At 45.1% G+C, this 19127-nt stretch carries 15 protein-coding genes and 3 pseudogenes; 4 read left to right on the top strand and 14 right to left on the bottom strand.

Going from position 1 to position 19127, the window contains the following annotated elements; translation table 11 throughout:
- Positions 1-365 precede the first annotated feature (365 nt).
- Together PSI17_RS09705 and PSI17_RS09710 are read right to left on the bottom strand one after the other, a co-directional pair.
- Positions 366-1295 (bottom strand): TPM domain-containing protein, encoded by a 930-nt coding sequence (locus PSI17_RS09705; protein WP_273551804.1) that lies wholly within the window; start codon positions 1293-1295, stop codon positions 366-368.
- A gap of 230 nt (positions 1296-1525) precedes the next feature.
- Complete coding sequence (locus PSI17_RS09710) at positions 1526-2938, bottom strand: MFS transporter (RefSeq protein ID WP_273551825.1); 1413 nt, start codon at positions 2936-2938, stop codon at positions 1526-1528.
- Positions 2939-3031: 93 nt separating this feature from the next.
- Here PSI17_RS09710 and PSI17_RS09715 point away from each other — a divergent pair, with 93 nt between their 5' ends.
- A complete protein-coding gene (locus tag PSI17_RS09715; protein ID WP_273551805.1) occupies positions 3032-3691 on the top strand; it encodes a helix-turn-helix transcriptional regulator in 660 nt (219 codons plus the stop codon).
- Between the two features lie 88 nt (positions 3692-3779).
- Here PSI17_RS09715 and PSI17_RS09720 read toward each other — a convergent pair whose 3' ends face one another.
- The 3 genes from PSI17_RS09720 to PSI17_RS09730 all read right to left on the bottom strand — a co-directional run bounded on the left by PSI17_RS09720 (position 3780) and on the right by PSI17_RS09730 (position 6438).
- Positions 3780-4703 carry a PfkB family carbohydrate kinase gene (locus tag PSI17_RS09720; protein WP_273551806.1) on the bottom strand — a complete coding sequence of 308 codons (924 nt, stop codon included), beginning with the start codon at positions 4701-4703 and terminating at the stop codon, positions 3780-3782.
- On the bottom strand, positions 4700-6100 hold the full coding sequence (locus tag PSI17_RS09725) for a purine-cytosine permease family protein (RefSeq protein ID WP_273551807.1): 1401 nt from the start codon (positions 6098-6100) through the stop codon (positions 4700-4702). The genes PSI17_RS09720 and PSI17_RS09725 overlap by 4 nt, the downstream gene beginning before the upstream one ends.
- Before the next feature lie 110 nt (positions 6101-6210).
- Positions 6211-6438, bottom strand: coding sequence for a hypothetical protein (locus PSI17_RS09730; RefSeq protein WP_273551808.1), 228 nt, complete (start codon positions 6436-6438; stop codon positions 6211-6213).
- 283 nt (positions 6439-6721) lie between these two features.
- Here PSI17_RS09730 and PSI17_RS09735 point away from each other — a divergent pair, with 283 nt between their 5' ends.
- A complete protein-coding gene (locus PSI17_RS09735; RefSeq protein WP_273551809.1) occupies positions 6722-7498 on the top strand; it encodes a GntR family transcriptional regulator in 777 nt (258 codons plus the stop codon).
- 150 nt (positions 7499-7648) lie between these two features.
- On the opposite strand, the gene PSI17_RS09740 is transcribed toward PSI17_RS09735, so the two are convergent.
- The 3 genes and pseudogenes from PSI17_RS09740 to PSI17_RS09750 form a co-directional block, all read right to left on the bottom strand.
- Positions 7649-9295 (bottom strand): LTA synthase family protein, encoded by a 1647-nt coding sequence (locus PSI17_RS09740; RefSeq protein ID WP_273551810.1) that lies wholly within the window; start codon positions 9293-9295, stop codon positions 7649-7651.
- Positions 9296-9480: 185 nt separating this feature from the next.
- A pseudogene (gene selB / locus PSI17_RS09745) lies at positions 9481-10801 on the bottom strand (selenocysteine-specific translation elongation factor).
- 83 nt (positions 10802-10884) lie between these two features.
- Positions 10885-11229 carry a DUF1240 domain-containing protein gene (locus PSI17_RS09750; protein ID WP_273551811.1) on the bottom strand — a complete coding sequence of 115 codons (345 nt, stop codon included), beginning with the start codon at positions 11227-11229 and terminating at the stop codon, positions 10885-10887.
- A gap of 425 nt (positions 11230-11654) precedes the next feature.
- Here PSI17_RS09750 and PSI17_RS09755 point away from each other — a divergent pair, with 425 nt between their 5' ends.
- Positions 11655-12134, top strand: coding sequence for an Hcp family type VI secretion system effector (locus PSI17_RS09755; protein ID WP_273551812.1), 480 nt, complete (start codon positions 11655-11657; stop codon positions 12132-12134).
- A gap of 58 nt (positions 12135-12192) precedes the next feature.
- Here the strand turns inward: PSI17_RS09755 and PSI17_RS09760 are convergent, their stop codons facing one another.
- The 4 genes and pseudogenes from PSI17_RS09760 to fdhE form a co-directional block, all read right to left on the bottom strand.
- Positions 12193-12603, bottom strand: a complete 411-nt coding sequence (locus PSI17_RS09760; RefSeq protein WP_273551813.1) for a DUF1240 domain-containing protein — start codon at positions 12601-12603, stop codon at positions 12193-12195.
- Positions 12596-13513 carry a hypothetical protein gene (locus PSI17_RS09765; RefSeq protein WP_273551814.1) on the bottom strand — a complete coding sequence of 306 codons (918 nt, stop codon included), beginning with the start codon at positions 13511-13513 and terminating at the stop codon, positions 12596-12598. Before PSI17_RS09765 ends, PSI17_RS09760 begins: the two co-directional genes overlap by 8 nt.
- Positions 13514-13658: 145 nt before the next feature.
- A complete protein-coding gene (gene selA, locus PSI17_RS09770; protein ID WP_273551815.1) occupies positions 13659-15050 on the bottom strand; it encodes an L-seryl-tRNA(Sec) selenium transferase in 1392 nt (463 codons plus the stop codon).
- Positions 15051-15069: 19 nt separating this feature from the next.
- A pseudogene (gene fdhE, locus PSI17_RS09775) lies at positions 15070-15780 on the bottom strand (formate dehydrogenase accessory protein FdhE); the annotation flags it as partial.
- Between the two features lie 174 nt (positions 15781-15954).
- Here fdhE and PSI17_RS09780 point away from each other — a divergent pair.
- Positions 15955-18030, top strand: coding sequence for a plasmid pRiA4b ORF-3 family protein (locus PSI17_RS09780; RefSeq protein WP_273551816.1), 2076 nt, complete (start codon positions 15955-15957; stop codon positions 18028-18030).
- Positions 18031-18085: 55 nt separating this feature from the next.
- On the opposite strand, the pseudogene fdoI reads toward PSI17_RS09780, so the two are convergent.
- Both fdoI and PSI17_RS09790 read right to left on the bottom strand, forming a co-directional pair.
- Positions 18086-18727 (bottom strand): annotated as a pseudogene (gene fdoI / locus PSI17_RS09785) (formate dehydrogenase cytochrome b556 subunit).
- Positions 18724-19125, bottom strand: coding sequence for a formate dehydrogenase N subunit beta transmembrane domain-containing protein (locus PSI17_RS09790; RefSeq protein WP_273551817.1), 402 nt, complete (start codon positions 19123-19125; stop codon positions 18724-18726). Before PSI17_RS09790 ends, fdoI begins: the two are co-directional and overlap by 4 nt.
- Positions 19126-19127: the final 2 nt, after the last annotated feature.

Raw genomic sequence — 19127 nt, forward strand, 5'->3', positions numbered from 1 at the left:
ATTTAGCGTGTACCCAAGGGTGTACCCCTAGAAAATATTGAATAGCACGAATCCAGTAATGACAGGGCTTTATGCCGCCTACTCAACGAATAGATCCACAAGCCAGTAATATCAGTGTATTACTGGCTTTTTTATTTCAAAAGATTGCATATCTTATGGCGGGCGGACAAAAGATAGATAAAGCGGAGCAGATAAATTCAACTCGGCAGTGTTTTTTATTGTGGTATTACCTGAACTTATTTAAGAATAGAAGTTAATCACAAATGTTGTCTCATTAATACTAATCATTTCGCCTTGTCATTAGCGGTTAGGTGTTATGCCATAACATTTTGATTCAGTTATAGGCGATTTATACCAAAAACAGATCACCAATCGCCCGAAGCGCCACCACCATCACTGCTGCCACCACCACCGGAAAAGCTATCATTATCGTTGTCACTGCCTGTGCGATCAGAGCCAGAACCAGAGCCACCCAACAAGCCGCCGAAAAGACTGCTGAATAGGCTTTTCAATAGTGACGACACGGCAGAGATCACCAAAAATACCAGAATCACTGGCAACATCAGGATTAACAGATAAAACTCGGCGGGAATGGAGGAAAATAATCCAATTAGGCTCAACAGATAGGTTCCTGCCGCTATGGTCAAGGCACATTTAAGGAAACGCTTAAACCAGTGCCCCTTGCGGAAAACCGTCATTGGCAAGAAAAACAGACTGACCAGCCAAAAACCCAATAGCGCAACCATATCTTTACCGGATATCTGGTCAAATGCACTGTCGCTTTCGGCGATAGCCTGAGTTATCTTCGTCGTTTCTTTCAGTGTCTCCGCTTGACTGGTGTTTTTCAGCAATGTGCCAACTGCATCAATGGCATTACTTATCCCCTCGAAATAAGCCTGTTCTTTGAAAGCTGGCTTCACCTCTTCACGTAAAATGCGTGCAACTTTGCCATCCGTTAATTGACGTTCTAAACCGGAACCGACTGCAATACGCAGTTTATGATCATCAGAAGCGATCAAAAACAAAATGCCATCATTGTTTTCTTTATTGCCCAACTTCCATTTATCAAATAGACGGGCGGAAAATGCTTCAACCGTTTCGCTGCCCGTCGTCGGGATAATAAGGACTGCCATCTGTACCTTTTCTTCAGATTGCAGTTTTTTCAGTTGGCGGGTCAGACGCTGGCGCTCTTCTTTCGTGAGCACCTGAGAAATATCTGCCACACGTTTGCTTAGCGCAGGAACATCAAGCGTGATGGTTTCTGGTTTTATCTCTCCAGCCAATCCATTGCTCATTCCGATAAGCAATAAAAACAGGATAAAAAAATATTTTTTGATTAAAGTGCCGATTATTCTCGGTTGTATTATTGGTATACGAAAACCATCCTTTGGCCTATGGGAAATTATTAGCATCAAATATCCTTAACTCTTATTTATGATATCAATCTCCATAATTATACGGATATATCCCATGACACGTAATCAAGAAAACGGCATTATTTTTACGATAATGCCGTTGATTAAATTTATTTTTCCACTTTAATTTTTGCTGCCCTGTATGCGGTTAATAATGCCAATATCGGGGCAATGGAGAAGAGCAAAAATAGCCAATGAGAAGAAGATGCGGCGCCTATTATCCCGCCCGGCTGATAAAATCCAAATAAATTGACGGTCATCCCCCCCAATGCAGAACCAAATGCCGTGGCAAATAACTGCACTGTCGTAATCGATGAGCCGGCAATGTTGTTATCCTCATCACTGGAAACCTGCAAAATACGGGTCAAAAGATGAGGCCAGCCGAATCCAACCCCGAAGCCAAATAACCCCAAGCCTAAGATGATCGGCAGCATTATCTGCCACTCTCCTGCTGATTGGGATGGCAGCAATGCAAGCAACAGCAACATGCCAACCAGCATGAAAACTGGGCCGCTGACAATCGCAAACCGCATCTTCGCCCCTTGCCAGCTTGCACTGAGCATTTCTCCTACCGTCCAACCCACTGCGGCGGAAGCCACCATATAACCCGAAGCCAAAGGGGATTGTTCATGCAAGATTTGTAGAAAATAGGGAATAAAAACATCGCCCGATAAGCCAATGACCAATAGCGCGATCGTCGCGAATAAAACCAGATGGGGAGAATGCAGACTCAGGGCATTTTTAGGCAGTAATCTTGCCGAAGTCCGGCGTTCGTGGATAACCAATAAAAAGACCAATATCACCGCCACAACAATACCGGCAATGTTGAGCCGAACATCTTGTGACAAACTGCCGGAGGAAACCGCCAGTACCGCAGCGGATAATAGGATCAATTGTACAATGGGCAATGCCGTTTTGGTTTTATTCTGTGCCGCTGTTTTAGGCAAAATCCGGTAGGTAAATGCCGCATAACAGAGAATAATCGGCAGCATAATGCCAAAAGCGTAACGCCATGCGTCCATTTCAGCGAAAATCCCGCCAATCGCCGGCCCGATTAAGGTTGCGACGCCCCACATCCCCGATACCAGCGCCATCGCCCTAGGCCAGAGTGATTGAACAAAGACGAGATTAATCATCAAATAGGAAAGTGCAAATAGAAATCCCCCGCCAAGGCCCTGAATAGTTCGGCCAATCAGCATGACTTCCATCGTTGGTGCAAGGGTACAAAGTAAGCTGCCGATGAAAAAGACCAGCGCGGCAACCAGATAAGCATTTCTTGCGCCCGATGCACTCAACAATCTCGCAGAAAGAACAGAACCCACAATCGATGCCACAACAAACAATGTGGTATTCCAGGCATAGAGATTCAATCCTCCAATATCATTGACGACAGAAGGCAGGATCGTAATCGCAATTAGGGTATTCGCTGCCATCAATCCTACACCCAGTGAAAGTGCTATCGCACTTGGCGCATTTTCGCTGGAAAACAGATCTCTCCAGCGGCTTTCCTCAGTCATTATCATCATTGTTGTCCCGACACAGGTTGAGTTGTGAAAAATCTTACGCTAAATTAAACAAGATAAATCTTGGAATAAATTAATATCGGAATCAACAATATGTCAAGCTCAGACTTGGAAAATAGTATAATCGTTGGGCAAACTGTGAGTGATAAGCTACTAATGTTGCTAAAAACTCATGGTGCCTTACAAGCCTCTGATGCCGGCAACTTATTGGGAACAACGGGAGAAGCTGCCCGGCAGCAGTTTGTCAAACTGGCTAAGGAAGGATTCGTTGAAGCAAAGCCAGAAACAAGGGGAGTCGGGCGGCCGATACAGCGTTGGCATCTCACAGAGAAAGGTCATGCCAAATTTCCTGATACCCATGCAGAACTCACAACCCAGTTAATCTCGATTATTCGCAGTCAATTGGGTGAAACTGCCATGGATTTGATTATCAGCACCCGCGAAAAAGAGGCTTTTTCTAACTACAAAAAAGCGATGGAAGGTGCGACTGGATTACTGGAAAAAGTTGAGCGTCTGGTTTTAATCCGCTGCCGAGAAGGTTATATGGCTCATTATTCGGTTGAGGAAAATGGCGCTATTTTGTTTTTTGAAAACCATTGTCCAATTTGTACCGCCGCCAGATTGTGTCAGGGGTTTTGCCGGACAGAACTAAAACTGTTTCGGGAGATCCTGCAAGCCAATGTGGAAAGAACGGAATATATCCTCAGTGGCCACCGACGCTGTGCGTATCGTATTACCACCTCACCGGTTTGATATCAGACTGACCTGAGATCATTGTTTGAGAAAAACCTACTCAACCCAGAGTTTGCGTAGGTTTTTTATGGATAAATTTTTACGCAACTTAATCAACGCTAAAATCTGTCAATTCATCCTTGGTTGGCGCGCCATTGGCACCGGGGCGGCTGACAACAATCGCTGCAACACGGTTTCCCAGATCGACGGCATCGCGTAAGGACATGCCCTGAGATAATCCGGCCAACATCCCGCCACAATGTGCATCACCGGCACCAATCCGATCCTCCATCCTGACCTTATAAGCTGGGACATATTCTGGCTGACGATTCGGCTGGCATATCCATGCCCCTTCAGCACCGACACGCGCAATGAGTGTAAAACCCTGCTCATTGGCATAACGGCTGGCTTGGGTCATGGTATCCCCTGCACCACACAGTAAGGCAACCTCATCTTTGTTTAAGCTGAGCAGGGTTCTTTCCACGGGCAGCGCTTGAATAAATGCAGGATCGATATCCATCAAGCGAGGGCCAAAATCCAAGACCAAGGTTATCCCTGCCGGAGAGCCCAGCAACCATTCACGCAAATCACCCGCTTTGACATTGGCCAGTTCATAGCCGCTGGCATAGAGATATCCCTGTTCTGGCAGAGGGATCGTCGCCAATCGCTCCTGATGCCACGCGTCGTCACAACCCGGAACGGAGACATAGATGCGTTTGCCATCGGGCTTCATCATGGCAAAACACCAACTATTGTCTTTGGTCGGATGGCGCAAAGTCACCTGCAACCCAAGGTTTTCCATTTCGGTTGCGACACGTTCGCCCCAAGTGCCATTACCGACAAAGATGCCATTGATCACCGGTGCCTGAAGCCGGCACAGCGCACGCGCCACATTAAAGGCACAACCACCGACCTGCCGATCAATCTCTTCCGCTTCCCAATATTCACTCTCATGAAGCAATTCAGGTATTCTAAGAACAATATCCCCTGTCGCCGAACCCAATACCACGACAGATCGTTGAGATTCCTTCATTTTTTGTACCTATTCAGCATCAAATACAGACCATAACAGACAAAACTGACGAAAAATGCCAGAAATAACCCAAGGCTGGAATTGGCAAAAATGCCCACGGCCCACGGGCCACTGATAAAGTCATTTTGCGTCACCGAAAAACCCGCCAATGCTCCCAGTAGCCAGCATAAGATGGGGAGCCATTTGATGCCGCCATTCGGGCCAACATAATTAAACAATTTATCCGGACAATACCCCTGACTGCGGCGCAGTACGATGTAATCCAGTAAAAATACGGCCTCCCACGAGGCCAAAAACACGCCGAAGAATATCAGGAAGGCGACAAATGGCCCCATGAAATCACCGGTCACGAAAAGGGTATAAACCGCAACGGATAACACAATCGTGGAGTCAATTGTCACAGCATGAACCCGTTTGATTTTTATTCCCAATGTCAACAAGTTCAAACTGGCAGAATAGAGGCTCATGACCGCCATGGTGACGATACCCGCAATGGCCGTCATTAAATACGGGATCACCATCCAATCCGGCAAGACAGAGCCAATATGGGCAATGGGATTCTCTGAATTAGGCAAATCAGGTAATTGAACGGAGAGCAAGATCCCGGTAAACAGTAACAATACCAGCGGGATCATGCCGCCTGCGGTGACCGCCGTAAAAATTTTTACTTTGGCGGAATTTTCATTCTGATAGCGGCTATAATCGGCACCTGTCGCTGCCCATGCAATACCACTGCCGGCAGCAACCACCGAAACAGCGGGCAGGAACCCCGTTAACCAACTGCCTGACGGCATGGTTAAGACGGCATTCCATTCTGTGGTAAACAGAATATAGAACACAACCACGAGCGTCATGACACCGAAAATTTTGGTGACCCAGCGCTGCATGGTGATGACCATCTCTTTTCCCAGCAACGTGACACCAATTGACAGGCCGGCAAACAATACCATGCTGACCACCGTCAACAGGGGGCTTTCACTGAGTCCGCACGCCTGAAACAATGCCGCAAGCGTCAAAGTCCCGGTCACAATATTGATGGATTCCCATCCCATTGAGATGAACCAGAAAATCACTGTCGGCGCAATATTTCCCTTAATACCAAAAATCGTGCGGGAAAGCGTGAGCGTGGTGGTCCTGCCCAATTTACCGCTGAAACTGATATAGCCAACCAATGCAAAGCTGGACAGGCCAACCAGTGCCGCGAGTACGGATTGCAGAAAAGAGAGTTTAAAGGAGACGATGATGGCACCGTAAACAATGCCGAGAATGCCAATATTGGCAGCTGACCAGACCCAGAAGAGATCTAACGGTGTGCCTGTGCGTTCTGACGAAGGGACAATATCGATACCCGTGCGTTCTACCTTCCAGAACCGATGACGTTTTTGCTGTGTACTCATTATGTTTTCCATGACTTAAGACACAAAGCGAAAAACCCTGCCTGAGTTAACTTCACCCACTTATACCATCACCTCAGCAGGGAACATAACGTCCTGAAAAATGGCTCTGGTCATGGTGACAATGGCTCTCTTTCCCTAGGTTGGCGCAAATCACACACTTTACCGGAGTACCAAAAAACAACACCATAACCAGAGCACAACGTTCCGGCTTGATTAACCCGACAAAAGCAAGTCAATGAAACCGGTGTTTCTTCAAGCACAGCGGGCGACAGGACGCCTGATTTACCACGCCACGCCGGGGCCAATGCAAACATCAGCCCCGAGATTGAAGAACACATAACGTCTCCATATACCCTTCATCTTTCGAGCTACAGCTTTATCGGATGTAATTCGAAACATATCGGATATACAGCTCCTGCAAATAGATCAGGTAGCGTCAGAAAGAAAACCACTTCAACCCCCGATTTCTTATATAAGCAGGATTTATACTTTATCTGCCAATTAAGGCCAATGAAAGTCCAATTTTGTCATTATGTGATGCCAATCTAATTCCAATGCACTCTATACCTTGTTGTATAGGCTAATGTACACTTAGGCCATCGAGTAACAGGGGTAAAAAAAATGCTGAATCACTTTGTTGACTGGGTATGCAAACAACTTGAAAAGAAAGGCAGTAGCCCTCGTTATATACGACTGCAAAAAGTCATTGAAATGGCAATTGAAAAACGATTACTGCATGTCGGAGAGTTTTTACCACCAGAACGCCGATTAGCTGAGCTTCTCAATATCTCTCGCGTCACCGTCAGTAAGGCAATGCAGCTTCTGGAGGAAAAAGGGGTCATCATACGCCAGCAAGGGATTGGCACTCAGGTGGTCAAACCGGGCGGTTCTTCACTCAATCAGGCGGTGGGTTTTACTTCTCAAGTCATTAAAGATGGGGGAACAGCCTCCAATTATTGGCTATCGAGAAATATTATTCCCGCACCGGCCGGGATTGCGAGAAAATTGTCGGTGAACACCGGTGAACCTATCGCTGAACTGCGCCGCATCCGCCTTGCCAACGGCATGCCGGTTTCCCTTGAAAATACGTATATTCCCCGCCTCTATCTGCCTCATCCTGAGCGATTGGAAGGTTCCCTGTATGCGTATTGGGAGGAGCAAAACATCCATCTCACCAACGTCAATCATAAAATCAAAGCCATTGCCTGCCCTGCGGATCTGGCCATCCTGCTTAATATCGCCAACAACTCGCCATTGCTACAAATTCACCAAATCAGCCAGAATAACCAAAATGATATTATCGAATTCAGCGAAATTTTATGTCGCGGGGATATTTATCGGCTGGATTTCAATTCTCCGCAGAATATCAACATTAATTACAAACCCAAAAATAATTAATACATTTAATTGTTTTTAACTGGCATCCCCCCTTCTTTTGAAGGGGAGAATTCCGCCTAATTCCTTCTTATCACTTATGATTCATTGCCTGCACCTGTCATCAGAAAGCAAACCGAACGATAAGTATCACATGATCTTTTAGCACAGGAATTATTTACCTGCCGCGTCCAATTGCTGGTAAACATAATGCTTATAACTTTCTACCAGAGCATTATCCTGACAATCATTCAGGGCGCCGTCACACAAATGGCGCATAATCATATTGGCCTGATAAAACGCAGGGGCGGACAAACGGGCACGTTCCAGAACCATGCCGCCAAGGAAGGAAATATCGGTCAGCTTGCCCGTTGTTATCGGCGCCCCCTGTTGCAGGTTATCCCGCAGCGTAAATTGGGTCACATGTGCCGGATCGGGCAGTGGAGAGTGATAGCGGTCAAAATTTATGTTCGGTTGATGATCACCAAAATAGAGGAAAACGGTAGGTTTGTCGCGATTGGCAACAAATTCACTGAAATCCTCGATGGCAGGATCAGAAGCCACGATTTTTTCCATGTAATGACTAAACTTGCCTGCCGCGGTTGCAGGATCAATGTTGCCGGCCAAACCATAATCATCATGATGGCTCTCTTCATAAGGGCCGTGTTCATACATGGTCAGAGAGAAAATAAAAATCGGCTTGTCAGTCTCTTTAGTCAGGATCGTTTTCACATAAGACAACATATCTTGTGTCGAAATTTTCCATAAATTCTTTTCCATGCCAGCGGGATAACCTAACTCCTGCGGTTGGATAATGCGATCAACCCCCAGTGTCTTGTAAGCATGCCCCGCATGGTACGCGGATTTATTAAATGGGGTCAGAACCACCGTGTAATAACCATTGTCTTTCATGGCGTGGAACAGGCTGTTTTTCAGGTGATCAACGACAAAATAAAACACCGCATTTTTACGTGAACCAAAATCATCCGTATTCAATCCGGTTAAAACGGAGAATTCAGATAACCACGTTCCGCCGCCAAAAGTCTGTACCCTGAGCGGGCTTTGGGCGCTGACACCTGCATCCTGCTGAAACATGTACAGATCCGGCAACTGAACATGAGTGGGTAATTGGTAAATATGAGGATTAACGGTAGATTCTTGCAACAAGACAACCACATCAGGTTTCACCGCTGACTGAGGTTCTGGCAACGCCACTTTTTTCGCCTGCTGCAAGAAATAATCGGCAGATGAGCCAAATTTCGGCGGCTGATATTGCGCATCCGAGGCAGACATCACCATATTAGTCACCGTTCCCCGCCCTTTCGGCAATTCATCTTGCCACTGGCCGTAATAGGCCTCCACGGTCAGATTGATATCCCAAACACTCACGGCCATCAAAATGATACTGGCAAAACGCCATTTAACCCCTCGCGCGGAAGGCGACGTTTTCCAACTCAATATCATGTTGAATATCAACCAGATAAACATCGCCACCACAGCGATACCTGCCAGCCAATAATGGCGCAGCGTCTCCTGATTTGAAGGGTCTAACATAAGATTCAAATCAGAAAAAAACAGTTGCTCTTTGTAGTAATGGACTTTTATCTGATTGAGAAATTTGAGGATGATAAACAAAGTTCCGGTTAACGCCGCCGAAAATAGCCAGCGCGCTGACACTAAAAAAGCCAGGCCAAAGATAACGCCGAATACGCCGACAGACGCCAGCGCAGGATAAATATCTCCGCTTTTCTCAAACACGATTATCAAGGAAGCGATTAACAGCAATCCAAGATAAATCCTGGAGATTATCTTTTTTTTCATACTTTATTGCGTCCCACACATGAGTTCAGTTTGCCAACCCGGTGAAAAATAGCACAGGTTACCCAATCTGCTGCAAATAAAATGCAGCAGATCCGCTCAATGGAGACAGTATGAATTCAGTGGAGTTCAATGAAGGCGATAAAAAACAGTCCGTGATTGAAAACCGTTGTTGTTTTAAATGTTGGCTAAAAAATCCCCTCATCCCGCAAAACGTGTAAATCTGCTTTCCTGCGGGTAAACCCTGTACGATCAAAATATTCCAGTATTTGGATCGCTAATTTCCGGCCAATGCCTAATTCGTCGCGAAAATCAATTGCCGTTATGCCTCCCTTAATCTGGGCATAGCGGCGGATTAAATCAGCAAACTGCTGGATGTACTGACGGTGGTAATAACGATCCGGCACAATGGCGATAATCAGCCCAAATTGTGCGGCCTTGCGTAAAAGACCTCGCAGGGTTGTTTCATCTTCCCCTATTTCAGTTGCCAAATCGCGTACCCACCACGCTTGCGCTTTAAAATGGGGTTCTGCCTGCAACCACAAACTCTCCTGCTCCGCGGTAAACATCAATCCATGCTCAGGTAAGTGCAACCAACCATTGGTTTGTTTTAACACACCCAGTTCCAGTAGCTGATGGATAAGTTGATAAACCAGCCGGTCATCCAATGCCGGCAACGCCATTCGTTTCAAGCGCGCTTTGCGGCGATAACAACCAGTCGCCACGGGAAATTTGCGCTTTGCTGATCTCACCAACAATATTCAATGCAATACGCTGCCCCGCCTGAGCGCTCTGGGCAGGTTGATTCTGGGCATGCAGGCCACGCACTCTCACCGCTTGCTCACAACCCGTCAGCCACAACGTGTCACCGACATTGGTACTGCCCGCTAACGCCGTCCCGGTGAAAACCAATCCTGCGCCTTTAATGGTAAAAACCCGATCGATAGCCAGCCGAAAGCGTTGTTGCAATTTTTCATGTTGCGGATTTTGCCGAAAAGACGAGCCATAACATTGGTAAATCGACAGCAAATGTTCCCGCAATGGGGGAATGCCCTGATCCGTGGTGGCGGCCGTGACAAACAAAGGCACCGATTGCCAACCTTGTGCCGCTAATAATTGCCCCACCTGTTGCCGGACTTCCTCGACCCGTGCGGGTTCGACACTATCCACTTTAGTCAGCACAGCCGTGATAGCCGGTCTGCCGATCAAACGCAAAATAGCCAGATGTTCCCGCGTCTGCGCCATCACACCATCATCACAGGCGACAACCAGCAGGATATGATCGATGCCACCTATTCCCGCCAACATATTAGACAGAAATTTTTCATGCCCCGGTACATCAACAAACCCCACCGAAGACCCATCCGGCTGCGGCCAGTAGGCATAACCGAGGTCAATCGTCATCCCGCGTTTTTTCTCTTCCGGTAAATGGGCGGTATCGACTCCCGTGATAGCCTGAATAAGTGTGGTTTTACCGTGATCAACATGTCCCGCTGTAGCAAAAATCATGGTTATTGTGCCTGTTTTTTCTTGGATTCAACAAAAAGTGGGGTATTTTAATAAATACATATCGAAGAGTGGCGAACATATGCCTAACGACATAGCGATATATCTTTCACATATTTATTTGGTGCCACCCATGATGATTTATCACAGGTTAAATACCCTTCAGTTTTTAATTTATCATCCACATAAAAAGAGATAAATAAAGTAAGAATAAACTCTATTATTGACACATATGAAATATAGTCTCCAAATTTACTATTAAGAGATTTATTATCCCCCAATAACATTCTTAATAAAATATAAGCAAGATAAATTAGAACAGGGCTGAACCAAATAAACCCTGCGCTTTTCCATGAGAATGGAATCACACTACCACGTCTAAAAAAACCGATATAATCACTCAGTGAAAAAAGCATGAATAATGCCGTCATAAAAAAAGCAATAGTATACCTAGAGATAATTTTGTTTTACTTGTGTTATCCACGACTATATCTCCTCCAATCATTAAAAAATCGAACCGGATAGTATGGTTGAAGTATGACGAGTATAATCATCATCAACAAATGCTCTTAAAATTGGATCATATTTTATCGGATTCAGCTATTTTTTTATTTGCTTTTTTTTAATTATTGGGATCCGGATCAAATTCCCCTGTCGAAAACATGACAATCAAGACGATAGTTTATTAGGCGAATTCAAGTGATTTAAGTCACCTTTTTATTTGTCATTTTAATGCAGATAATAAACAACATTTTAAATGTCTATTTTCTGATTTATATTACTATTGCAGTTTTTATTTATGTGTTAGGTTATACATATCAAATTGAATTTTTTTAAAAACTAGGAAAGTAATATTATGTCATATATGATTTATTTATCGTTAAACGGTAAAAAACAAGGTCTCATCTCTGCTGGGTGTTCAACTCTGGATTCGATAGGAAATCGATATCAAAATGGACACGAGGATCAAATACAGGTACTCAGCCTGAATCATGCAATTTCACGTCAGCAGAACGTCAGTCATCAGCCTATACAATTTATTAAACCAGTAGATAAATCATCACCATTATTAGCGATGGCAATAGATTCAAATGAATCTTTAAACGGTACTTTTGTTTTTTACAGAACCGGTCAAGCCGGACAATTAGAATTATTCTATGAAGTTAAAATAACCGAAGCAACTATTAGTGATCTGTCTTGTGTCTATCCACATTCTATAAATAATTTCGATGCGATGCCGCATGAAAGAGTTGTTTTAAACTATAAATCCATCTCATGGAACCATATAACCGCTGGCACATCAGCTTATAGTATATGGGAAGATAGAACCTATTAATCAAAAACCCACCTGTTATACAGGTGGGTTAGAGATAACAACTAAAAAAAATCATGATTTATTTACATAAAGATATGTTTTTTACATATTTATTAGGTGCCATCAATGATGATTTAGCACATAAAAAATAATTTTCATTTTTCAGTTTAAAATCAACATAAAAAGAAAATAATAAAGTAAAAACAAACCCAATTATACCTAAAAAGGTAAAACAAGTTGCTATTCTATTATTAAATGACACCTGACGATTAACTATCGTGAACTTAACAAATTTTAATGAAAAGTACATAGATAAAGGACTAAACCAAATAAACCAAGCGGTTTTGCCAGAAAATGTAACAATGTCATGTCTAGTTAGAAAATCTTTATAATCAACTAGTGATGATATTCCTCCAAATATAGAAATACTCATAAGTATGAGTGAAATTATAAATACTCTTACTCTAGTTATAGCATTTGAATTATCCACGAGAATATCTACCCCACATATTAAAAAACGTGTCAGGATGATAAGGTGTAGGGGATTTTGCTTTATGTTCTTTTAGTTTTTTAATTATAGTTTCACTAATTTTATATTCATCGTCTAACAGATACAAACCATACGCAACACCTAACCCGATACCAAAAACTAAAAAAGATATAACAGTAGCACTAGCAGCTGTAGCAAAAAAGACTGAAGTTACTGCTGTAACAGTTGCCTTAGCAATTTCTGTTGCTACAATTAACTTTGCTATATCCATTGTTACATTAACAAAAAAATCCGTTAGATCATATTCATCCTTAAGTAATAACTCCACTGCTCTATATGCAGCAGAAAACACAATACAGAACCTAGCCCCTGAAACAACACTACCTTCCATAGCTACAGATCCTATACCAACCTCTATTATTTTTTTATTATCAATAAGGTATCTTGTAGCCTTCAAATATCGTCTAATCTCTGGCTCACCCGATAGTTTTATATATCTTTCACCATTCCTACCAAGATATTCTACAGCCTTGACACCTTTTCCCTTTAGTTCATCTAATATATGATCAATCATTCCGATGTTTGTAGGTTTTAAATGTTTAGCAACTTTTAAAACCCCAGGGGCATCTTTTATGTTACCAGCAAAATTTGACAACACATCAGTTACTGAATAAATATCATCTCTCCATGATTTTAATGTTTCCTTAAATGATTCAACATCATGGCCAAACGTTTTCAAATAAGTCATAGCTTCATCTTGAGTTATTACTGCATAATGTTCTTGGTTTTTATTTAACTTTGCTTCAATATCTTTATACCGCTGATCTTCTATTTGCTTCTTAAAATTAAGATGATCTTCATATCTATAATCATCCTCAACCCATATTCTTAATCGTGGATCATATTTCATTTTATAACTCCCTTTACAGTCTATAATTCATTTAAGTTTTGTTTATACTTTATCGGATTCAGCTATTTTTTCTTTAGCTTTTCTGAATTATTGGGAGGCGGATCAAATTTTACTGTCAGAGCATGACACGGTGTTTTGACAAATTCTATAACACCAACACCTGCAATAACGCATTTACCTCTTCCAGACAACGGAGATCCAGCCATAACCGGCCATCATACAGACGCCCAATCACCGGTTTTTCCAAATTGCGCCATTGGTGAGCCAGTTTTTCCAGTGTGCTGCCCCGCCCATCAATCGCCGTAAACGTCAGCGCCCAACTGGGTAATCGATCCACCGGCAGGGAGCCACTGCCAATCTGGGAATAACAAGGCTCATCGCGCACGATAAATTTTTCGCTGTAATGTGCCCGAATGGGGGGAAGGAGCTGTTGCGCCATCTCACGGATCTCGCTTTGTGGGCGGGTCAACAGACGCAGGGGCGGTAATTTCTGATGAAGTTGTTCAGGATGTTGGTAGAGACGCAACGTGGCTTCCAGCGCGGCCAACGTCATTTTATCTGCCCGCAAGGCGCGTTTCAGGGGATGCTGTTGGATAGCGTCTATCCACGGTTTTTTACCAACAATAATGCCGGCTTGTGGGCCGCCCAATAATTTATCGCCAGAGAAAGTTACTAAATCGATCCCACAATTGAGGTAATCTTGCGGCATCGGTTCAGCCGGCAGACCATATTGCGTCATGTCGATCATGGAACCGCTGCCGAGATCGACGGCCGTCGGAATTTGGGCTGCCATGCCCAGCTTCGCCAATGCCTCTCCCGCCACCTCAGCCGTGAAGCCGCCAATATGGTAATTACTGGTATGCACCTTCATCAGCATACCGGTATCCGCATTGATGGCCTGTTGGTAATCTTTCAGGTGCGTCCGGTTAGTGGTGCCCACTTCCACCAAACGACACCCCGCTTGTCGCATCACGTCGGGAATACGGAACGCGCCGCCAATCTCGACCAATTCACCGCGGGAAACAATAACCTCTTTCCCCTGCGCCACGGTTGCCAGCACCAGTAATACCGCAGCGGCATTATTGTTAACGATACAGGCATCTTCCGCCCCGGTTAACGTACAGAGTAAATCCGCCAGTGCCCGATCACGATGCCCGCGGCCGGCACCATCCAGCGAATATTCCAGCGTCACCGGTGAACGCATGACCTGTGCCACCGCATCAATGGCTGATTCGGCCAATAATGCACGCCCCAGATTGGTATGGATCACCGTTCCGCTCAGGTTAAATACCGGTTTTAATGCGGATGCCTGTACCTTGTCCAACCTTCGCTGCAAGGATGCCGCCCAATCGTGACTCCACTCCGGCAGGGCCTGATGTTCGCAAATATTGAACCGCGCCTGTTCCTGCATTTCCCGCAACATCGCCACCACTTGCGTCTGCCCATAAGACGCAATCAGCAGAGTGATTTCCGGCTCCTGCAACAATTTATCAATGGATGGTAATTGGCGGTACAGTGAGTTGATTACTTGAGTCATCGCTTCATTATCATCTTTATTATTCGTTGGGGAGCAGAAAAGGGTTCAGGCTACTGCGGGCAAAGCCCTCTTCTTCCATTTTGGCATCCAGAATCAATGACGCCAGATCATCGGCCACGACATCAATATTCGGATCTTTTTCCTGATACAGAATTTTGAGATAACTGCCACAATCACCACAACTTTCTGCCTTGATTGCCGCTTTCTCACTCTCCAGTGACCAATAATTCAGGTCGCCCGTCTGTTCACAGTTACTGCATTTGATGCGCACCACATGCCATTCACTGTCACACAAATTACAATGCAAGTAACGCAGCCCCTGATTCGTGCCAATTTGTACCACACTGGCAACCGGCATACTGCCACAAACCGGACAAAACTGGCGATGTTCGCCATATTCCGCCCGTGCCTTGCCGGGGATCAAACTGGCCATTTGTGCCCAATACACCGATAACGCAGCCCAGACAAACACCGATTGATCAGCACTGACTTTACTGAACGCGCTATTGAGCAGCGCGTTCGCCATCTCTTCTAATTCTGGTGCTGAATTTTTTGCCAGATTTTCGAGGGCAGGTTTCACATGTTCAGGTACAACAGGCAACAATTCCGCGATTAAGGCGTGCAGAATATTTTGCCAGTGCGGAGTACGGCGCAACGTTTTACAATCCAGCGGGACACGGTTCTCTTGTTGGGAACGGAGAAGACGTTCATCCAACGCCATATCCAGCGGAATGGCATTGCCATATCCCATCAATTGGGCGATAACATCGATAAATTTCAACACAAGTTTACTGACCTGCCAAAAATTCAGGTTAAACTAGTATGTGACAAGGGGGAAGGGTGGATTTGACGGCGTGATAACCCGCACTCTTCTTGGTTGAAATACAGATAATTGAAGAGATTAATGATGATACTGACACCTGAAAAATTGCTATCTGCAATCACAAAATACGCCAATACTCCCGAAAAACAGCGTTCTCTATCCTCACAACAAATGGATTGGTTTTCTGAACCAGAGAATGTCTTTTTGTTGATCAGCATGGTGTTGAGCCTGCCCAAAACGATTATGTCCCGGATGGGGTACAGCATTACCAATTGGCTTGAGGTTGCCATCGCCGAGCTGGCATTAACCGCCAATAAATTGCCTGCTGAGGCCAAACAGCATTTTGAAGAGATCATTGAGCAAATTTTGGTGAATACCAAAGAAGAATTTGAGATTAATAATGAATCCCTGTTGTTATGTGTAGCGGTTCTGAAAAGAAATAAGTTTCATATCAACATTGACATCTCCCAACTGCTGGATACTTCAGAATATGCTGATGATACCAACATCGCTCATTTTCCTTCAGACCCGCCAAATCTGAACCAACTGTTTAAAGAGTTTGAAATCCAGTCCGGCATTGAGTTCATTGAATTTTTTGAAGGCGGTCTTTCCGTCACGCCCCATGAAGCCTTACCTCATCTATTTTCGGAAGTCGCCAAACCTTCATGGGGCATTGATGCCTTGCTTCTGCTGACCCAGTACTTTGAAGAACCGATTGCCCTTGCCAGCGCACAAGCATTGGACGATTGCCCTTCCTCCGCATGGGCAAACGTATCCCACCTGCAACTTGTCAATCTATGTGCACGATTCAACCGTCATCCCTCGATTCACGCTTGTTTTAAGCGCTGGAAAAAAAAGGCGATGTCGCACCACAAGAGCGTTCAGCAGGCCGCGGAGGTACATGAATTATACGTCACGCATGTTGATGGCAATGACTGTGCCAGCATGATGTTGTCAATTACGCTGGGCAGCCAGAAATCCCAAATGAATATGATGCTGGATTTTAAATCGGGCATCCGTGAGAGCTTGCTGAATGTTGCGCCTGAGCGCACCATCCCTGAGCTGATTGACGAATTAAACTCCCACGATAATTATATTGACTTTACCCCTGTCTCCCCTGACTGGCTGCAACAAATTTTACCGTGGATACTTTCCGTTCAGCAAAATAAAAACACACCGCTTGATATCGACTCACTGTATTGGTTGTCGCAGCTTCCCCTCGAATGGACACAGCCAGAACCCTTTGAATTTGAACACTGGAGCCAAAAATTCGGTTATCAGGCCAATGCCAAACGGCAGGATCGCAATCGCCTTGGCATCACGATGGGTTCATCATTATTACTGAGCTGGCTGGCACCGGAAGAATATTTGTTGAAGGCGAAAAAACCCAGGGACTTATTGAAGCTCTATTACTATGCAAACCGGGAGCTGTTTATTGAACGCCTGACTTATTCGGCGATCATCGAACAATACAGGCTGTCAGAACAAGAACCCCGCATGGTGGAGCAATTCTTGGATTTGGCCTATGCCCTCAAAGATCCGGCGTTAAACCGCAAGCGGTTTTATTTATTTGATTCCTTGGCCGAACTCAGTTTCGAATATTTCTATATGGAACAAGAAGAGGAAATGGAACCCCAAGGCTTGGTGGTCAAAGTGAGTTTACTCGATGCAAGCCCGCCCGTATGGCGTCGGCTCCGTGTCAGCAATCAGCTGACACTGAATGAATTTCATTATGTGATACAAGATGCGATGGGCTGGAAAAACGCGCACTTGCACAGCTTTAATCTTGCAGAAATCAATATCCCGGAAGAGCAATATGACCAAATTCGTATCGGTGTATTTCTGGAAGACGTTGGCGATGAACTTGATTACCAATATGACTTTGGTGATGATTGGTACCATCAGATAACCGTAGAGAAAATTCTGCCAAAAGATGTTATCCAGCCCGAAGTCACCGCAGGGAATGGCCTCTGTCCGGAGGAAGATTCAGGTGGCATTTGGCATTGGAATGACTTGCTTAAGTTGAGAAAGAGGAAAGTCCTGTCGGAAGAAGAAGCAGAAGAATTAGAGTATGTCGGCTTATCACCCAGTGAATCGCTGGAACCTTTTGATAAACAGCAGGCGAATGAGAGGCTAAGGGCACTCTTCCGCGATTAAAATCAATCAGATCTGACAAAACCGGAGGCGGAATACGGCCTCCGGTTTTGTTAAGCTACTCTTCCTCTTTTCCCCGCTCTCGCTTCACAATGTCACGATACCAGCGTGGGTGATGTTTTTTCGCCCAGCCACGGGTGACCCAACCTTCGACCATTGCCCGCACCGATCCCTTGACCCAGAACGCCGCATAAGCATGGACAATAATGGTCAGGATCAGGCCAATCGCGGCCAGCGAGTGAACCAGTAGCGCAATTCGAATCAAGGGGATCGGGAAATAGGGCGCAAAATAGGGACGCCAGATTATGATGCCGCTGACCAGCAGCAGAAACAGGCAAACACTGACGGATCAGTAAATGCCTTTCTGACCGAGGTTATACTGACCGGTATCCCCCGCTTCCTCATTACGCAACACCTTGTGAATATTCTTCGCCCATTCGATATCGTCCCTGTCGATCAGGTTATGCTTGAAGTATCTGAAAAACATAAACACAAACAGGAAGAACATCACCGCTCCCGCAAACGGATGCAGTATCCGTGACAGTTGCGGCGTACCAAAGATATTCATCATCCAGTTCAGGGAGGGAAAGAAAAATCCCAATCCACTGATGGTGGTAAACAGAAAACAGATCACCACCGCCCAATGATTGATGCGCTCAAGCGGAGAATGGCGAATAAGGATATCGTTGCGCGGTTTCATTTCTTCACCTCCTCATGGTTTGCCTTGTCCGCCTCCATATCCTTAAGTGCGCTCTCTTCCTCCTCTTTGGAAACCCGGTTCGGGCCAATCCCCACATAATGGAAAATGGAAGCAGCAAACGTCGCGGCAAAACCAATGGCGGCCAATGGCTTCCAGATACCTTTCCAGAAGGTGATGGTCGGGCTGATGGCCGGATTGTCATAAACACCAACGTTGTGCCCAATTTCATCACGAATATCGTTCCATTCTGAACAGGCCACCTGACAGGCTTTACAACCAATACAGGTCGTCACATCAATCAGCTTTGCCACTTCTTGCTGGTGATCCCGCACTCGCGGCGCGGGCGTCAGTGAATTCGTGGCAGAGCGGCGAATGATGTCTTGAGATTGCAATGACATGA

The organism is Xenorhabdus sp. IM139775 (genome assembly GCF_028598745.1).
Taxonomy (GTDB): Bacteria; Pseudomonadota; Gammaproteobacteria; order Enterobacterales; family Enterobacteriaceae; genus Xenorhabdus.

Coding starts and splice junctions, on each gene's coding strand:
- PSI17_RS09730 (WP_273551808.1), bottom strand. CDS start 6,438: ATGTGTTCTTCAATCTCGGGGCTGATGTTTGCATTGGCCCCGGCGTGG.
- PSI17_RS09750 (WP_273551811.1), bottom strand. CDS start 11,229: ATGACGGCATTATTCATGCTTTTTTCACTGAGTGATTATATCGGTTTT.
- PSI17_RS09740 (WP_273551810.1), bottom strand. CDS start 9,295: ATGAAAAAAAAGATAATCTCCAGGATTTATCTTGGATTGCTGTTAATC.
- PSI17_RS09780 (WP_273551816.1), top strand. CDS start 15,955: ATGATGATACTGACACCTGAAAAATTGCTATCTGCAATCACAAAATAC.
- PSI17_RS09790 (WP_273551817.1), bottom strand. CDS start 19,125: ATGTCATTGCAATCTCAAGACATCATTCGCCGCTCTGCCACGAATTCA.
- PSI17_RS09755 (WP_273551812.1), top strand. CDS start 11,655: ATGTCATATATGATTTATTTATCGTTAAACGGTAAAAAACAAGGTCTC.
- PSI17_RS09765 (WP_273551814.1), bottom strand. CDS start 13,513: ATGAAATATGATCCACGATTAAGAATATGGGTTGAGGATGATTATAGA.
- PSI17_RS09710 (WP_273551825.1), bottom strand. CDS start 2,938: ATGATAATGACTGAGGAAAGCCGCTGGAGAGATCTGTTTTCCAGCGAA.
- PSI17_RS09715 (WP_273551805.1), top strand. CDS start 3,032: ATGTCAAGCTCAGACTTGGAAAATAGTATAATCGTTGGGCAAACTGTG.
- PSI17_RS09720 (WP_273551806.1), bottom strand. CDS start 4,703: ATGAAGGAATCTCAACGATCTGTCGTGGTATTGGGTTCGGCGACAGGG.
- PSI17_RS09735 (WP_273551809.1), top strand. CDS start 6,722: ATGCTGAATCACTTTGTTGACTGGGTATGCAAACAACTTGAAAAGAAA.
- PSI17_RS09725 (WP_273551807.1), bottom strand. CDS start 6,100: ATGAGTACACAGCAAAAACGTCATCGGTTCTGGAAGGTAGAACGCACG.
- selA (WP_273551815.1), bottom strand. CDS start 15,050: ATGACTCAAGTAATCAACTCACTGTACCGCCAATTACCATCCATTGAT.
- PSI17_RS09705 (WP_273551804.1), bottom strand. CDS start 1,295: ATGAGCAATGGATTGGCTGGAGAGATAAAACCAGAAACCATCACGCTT.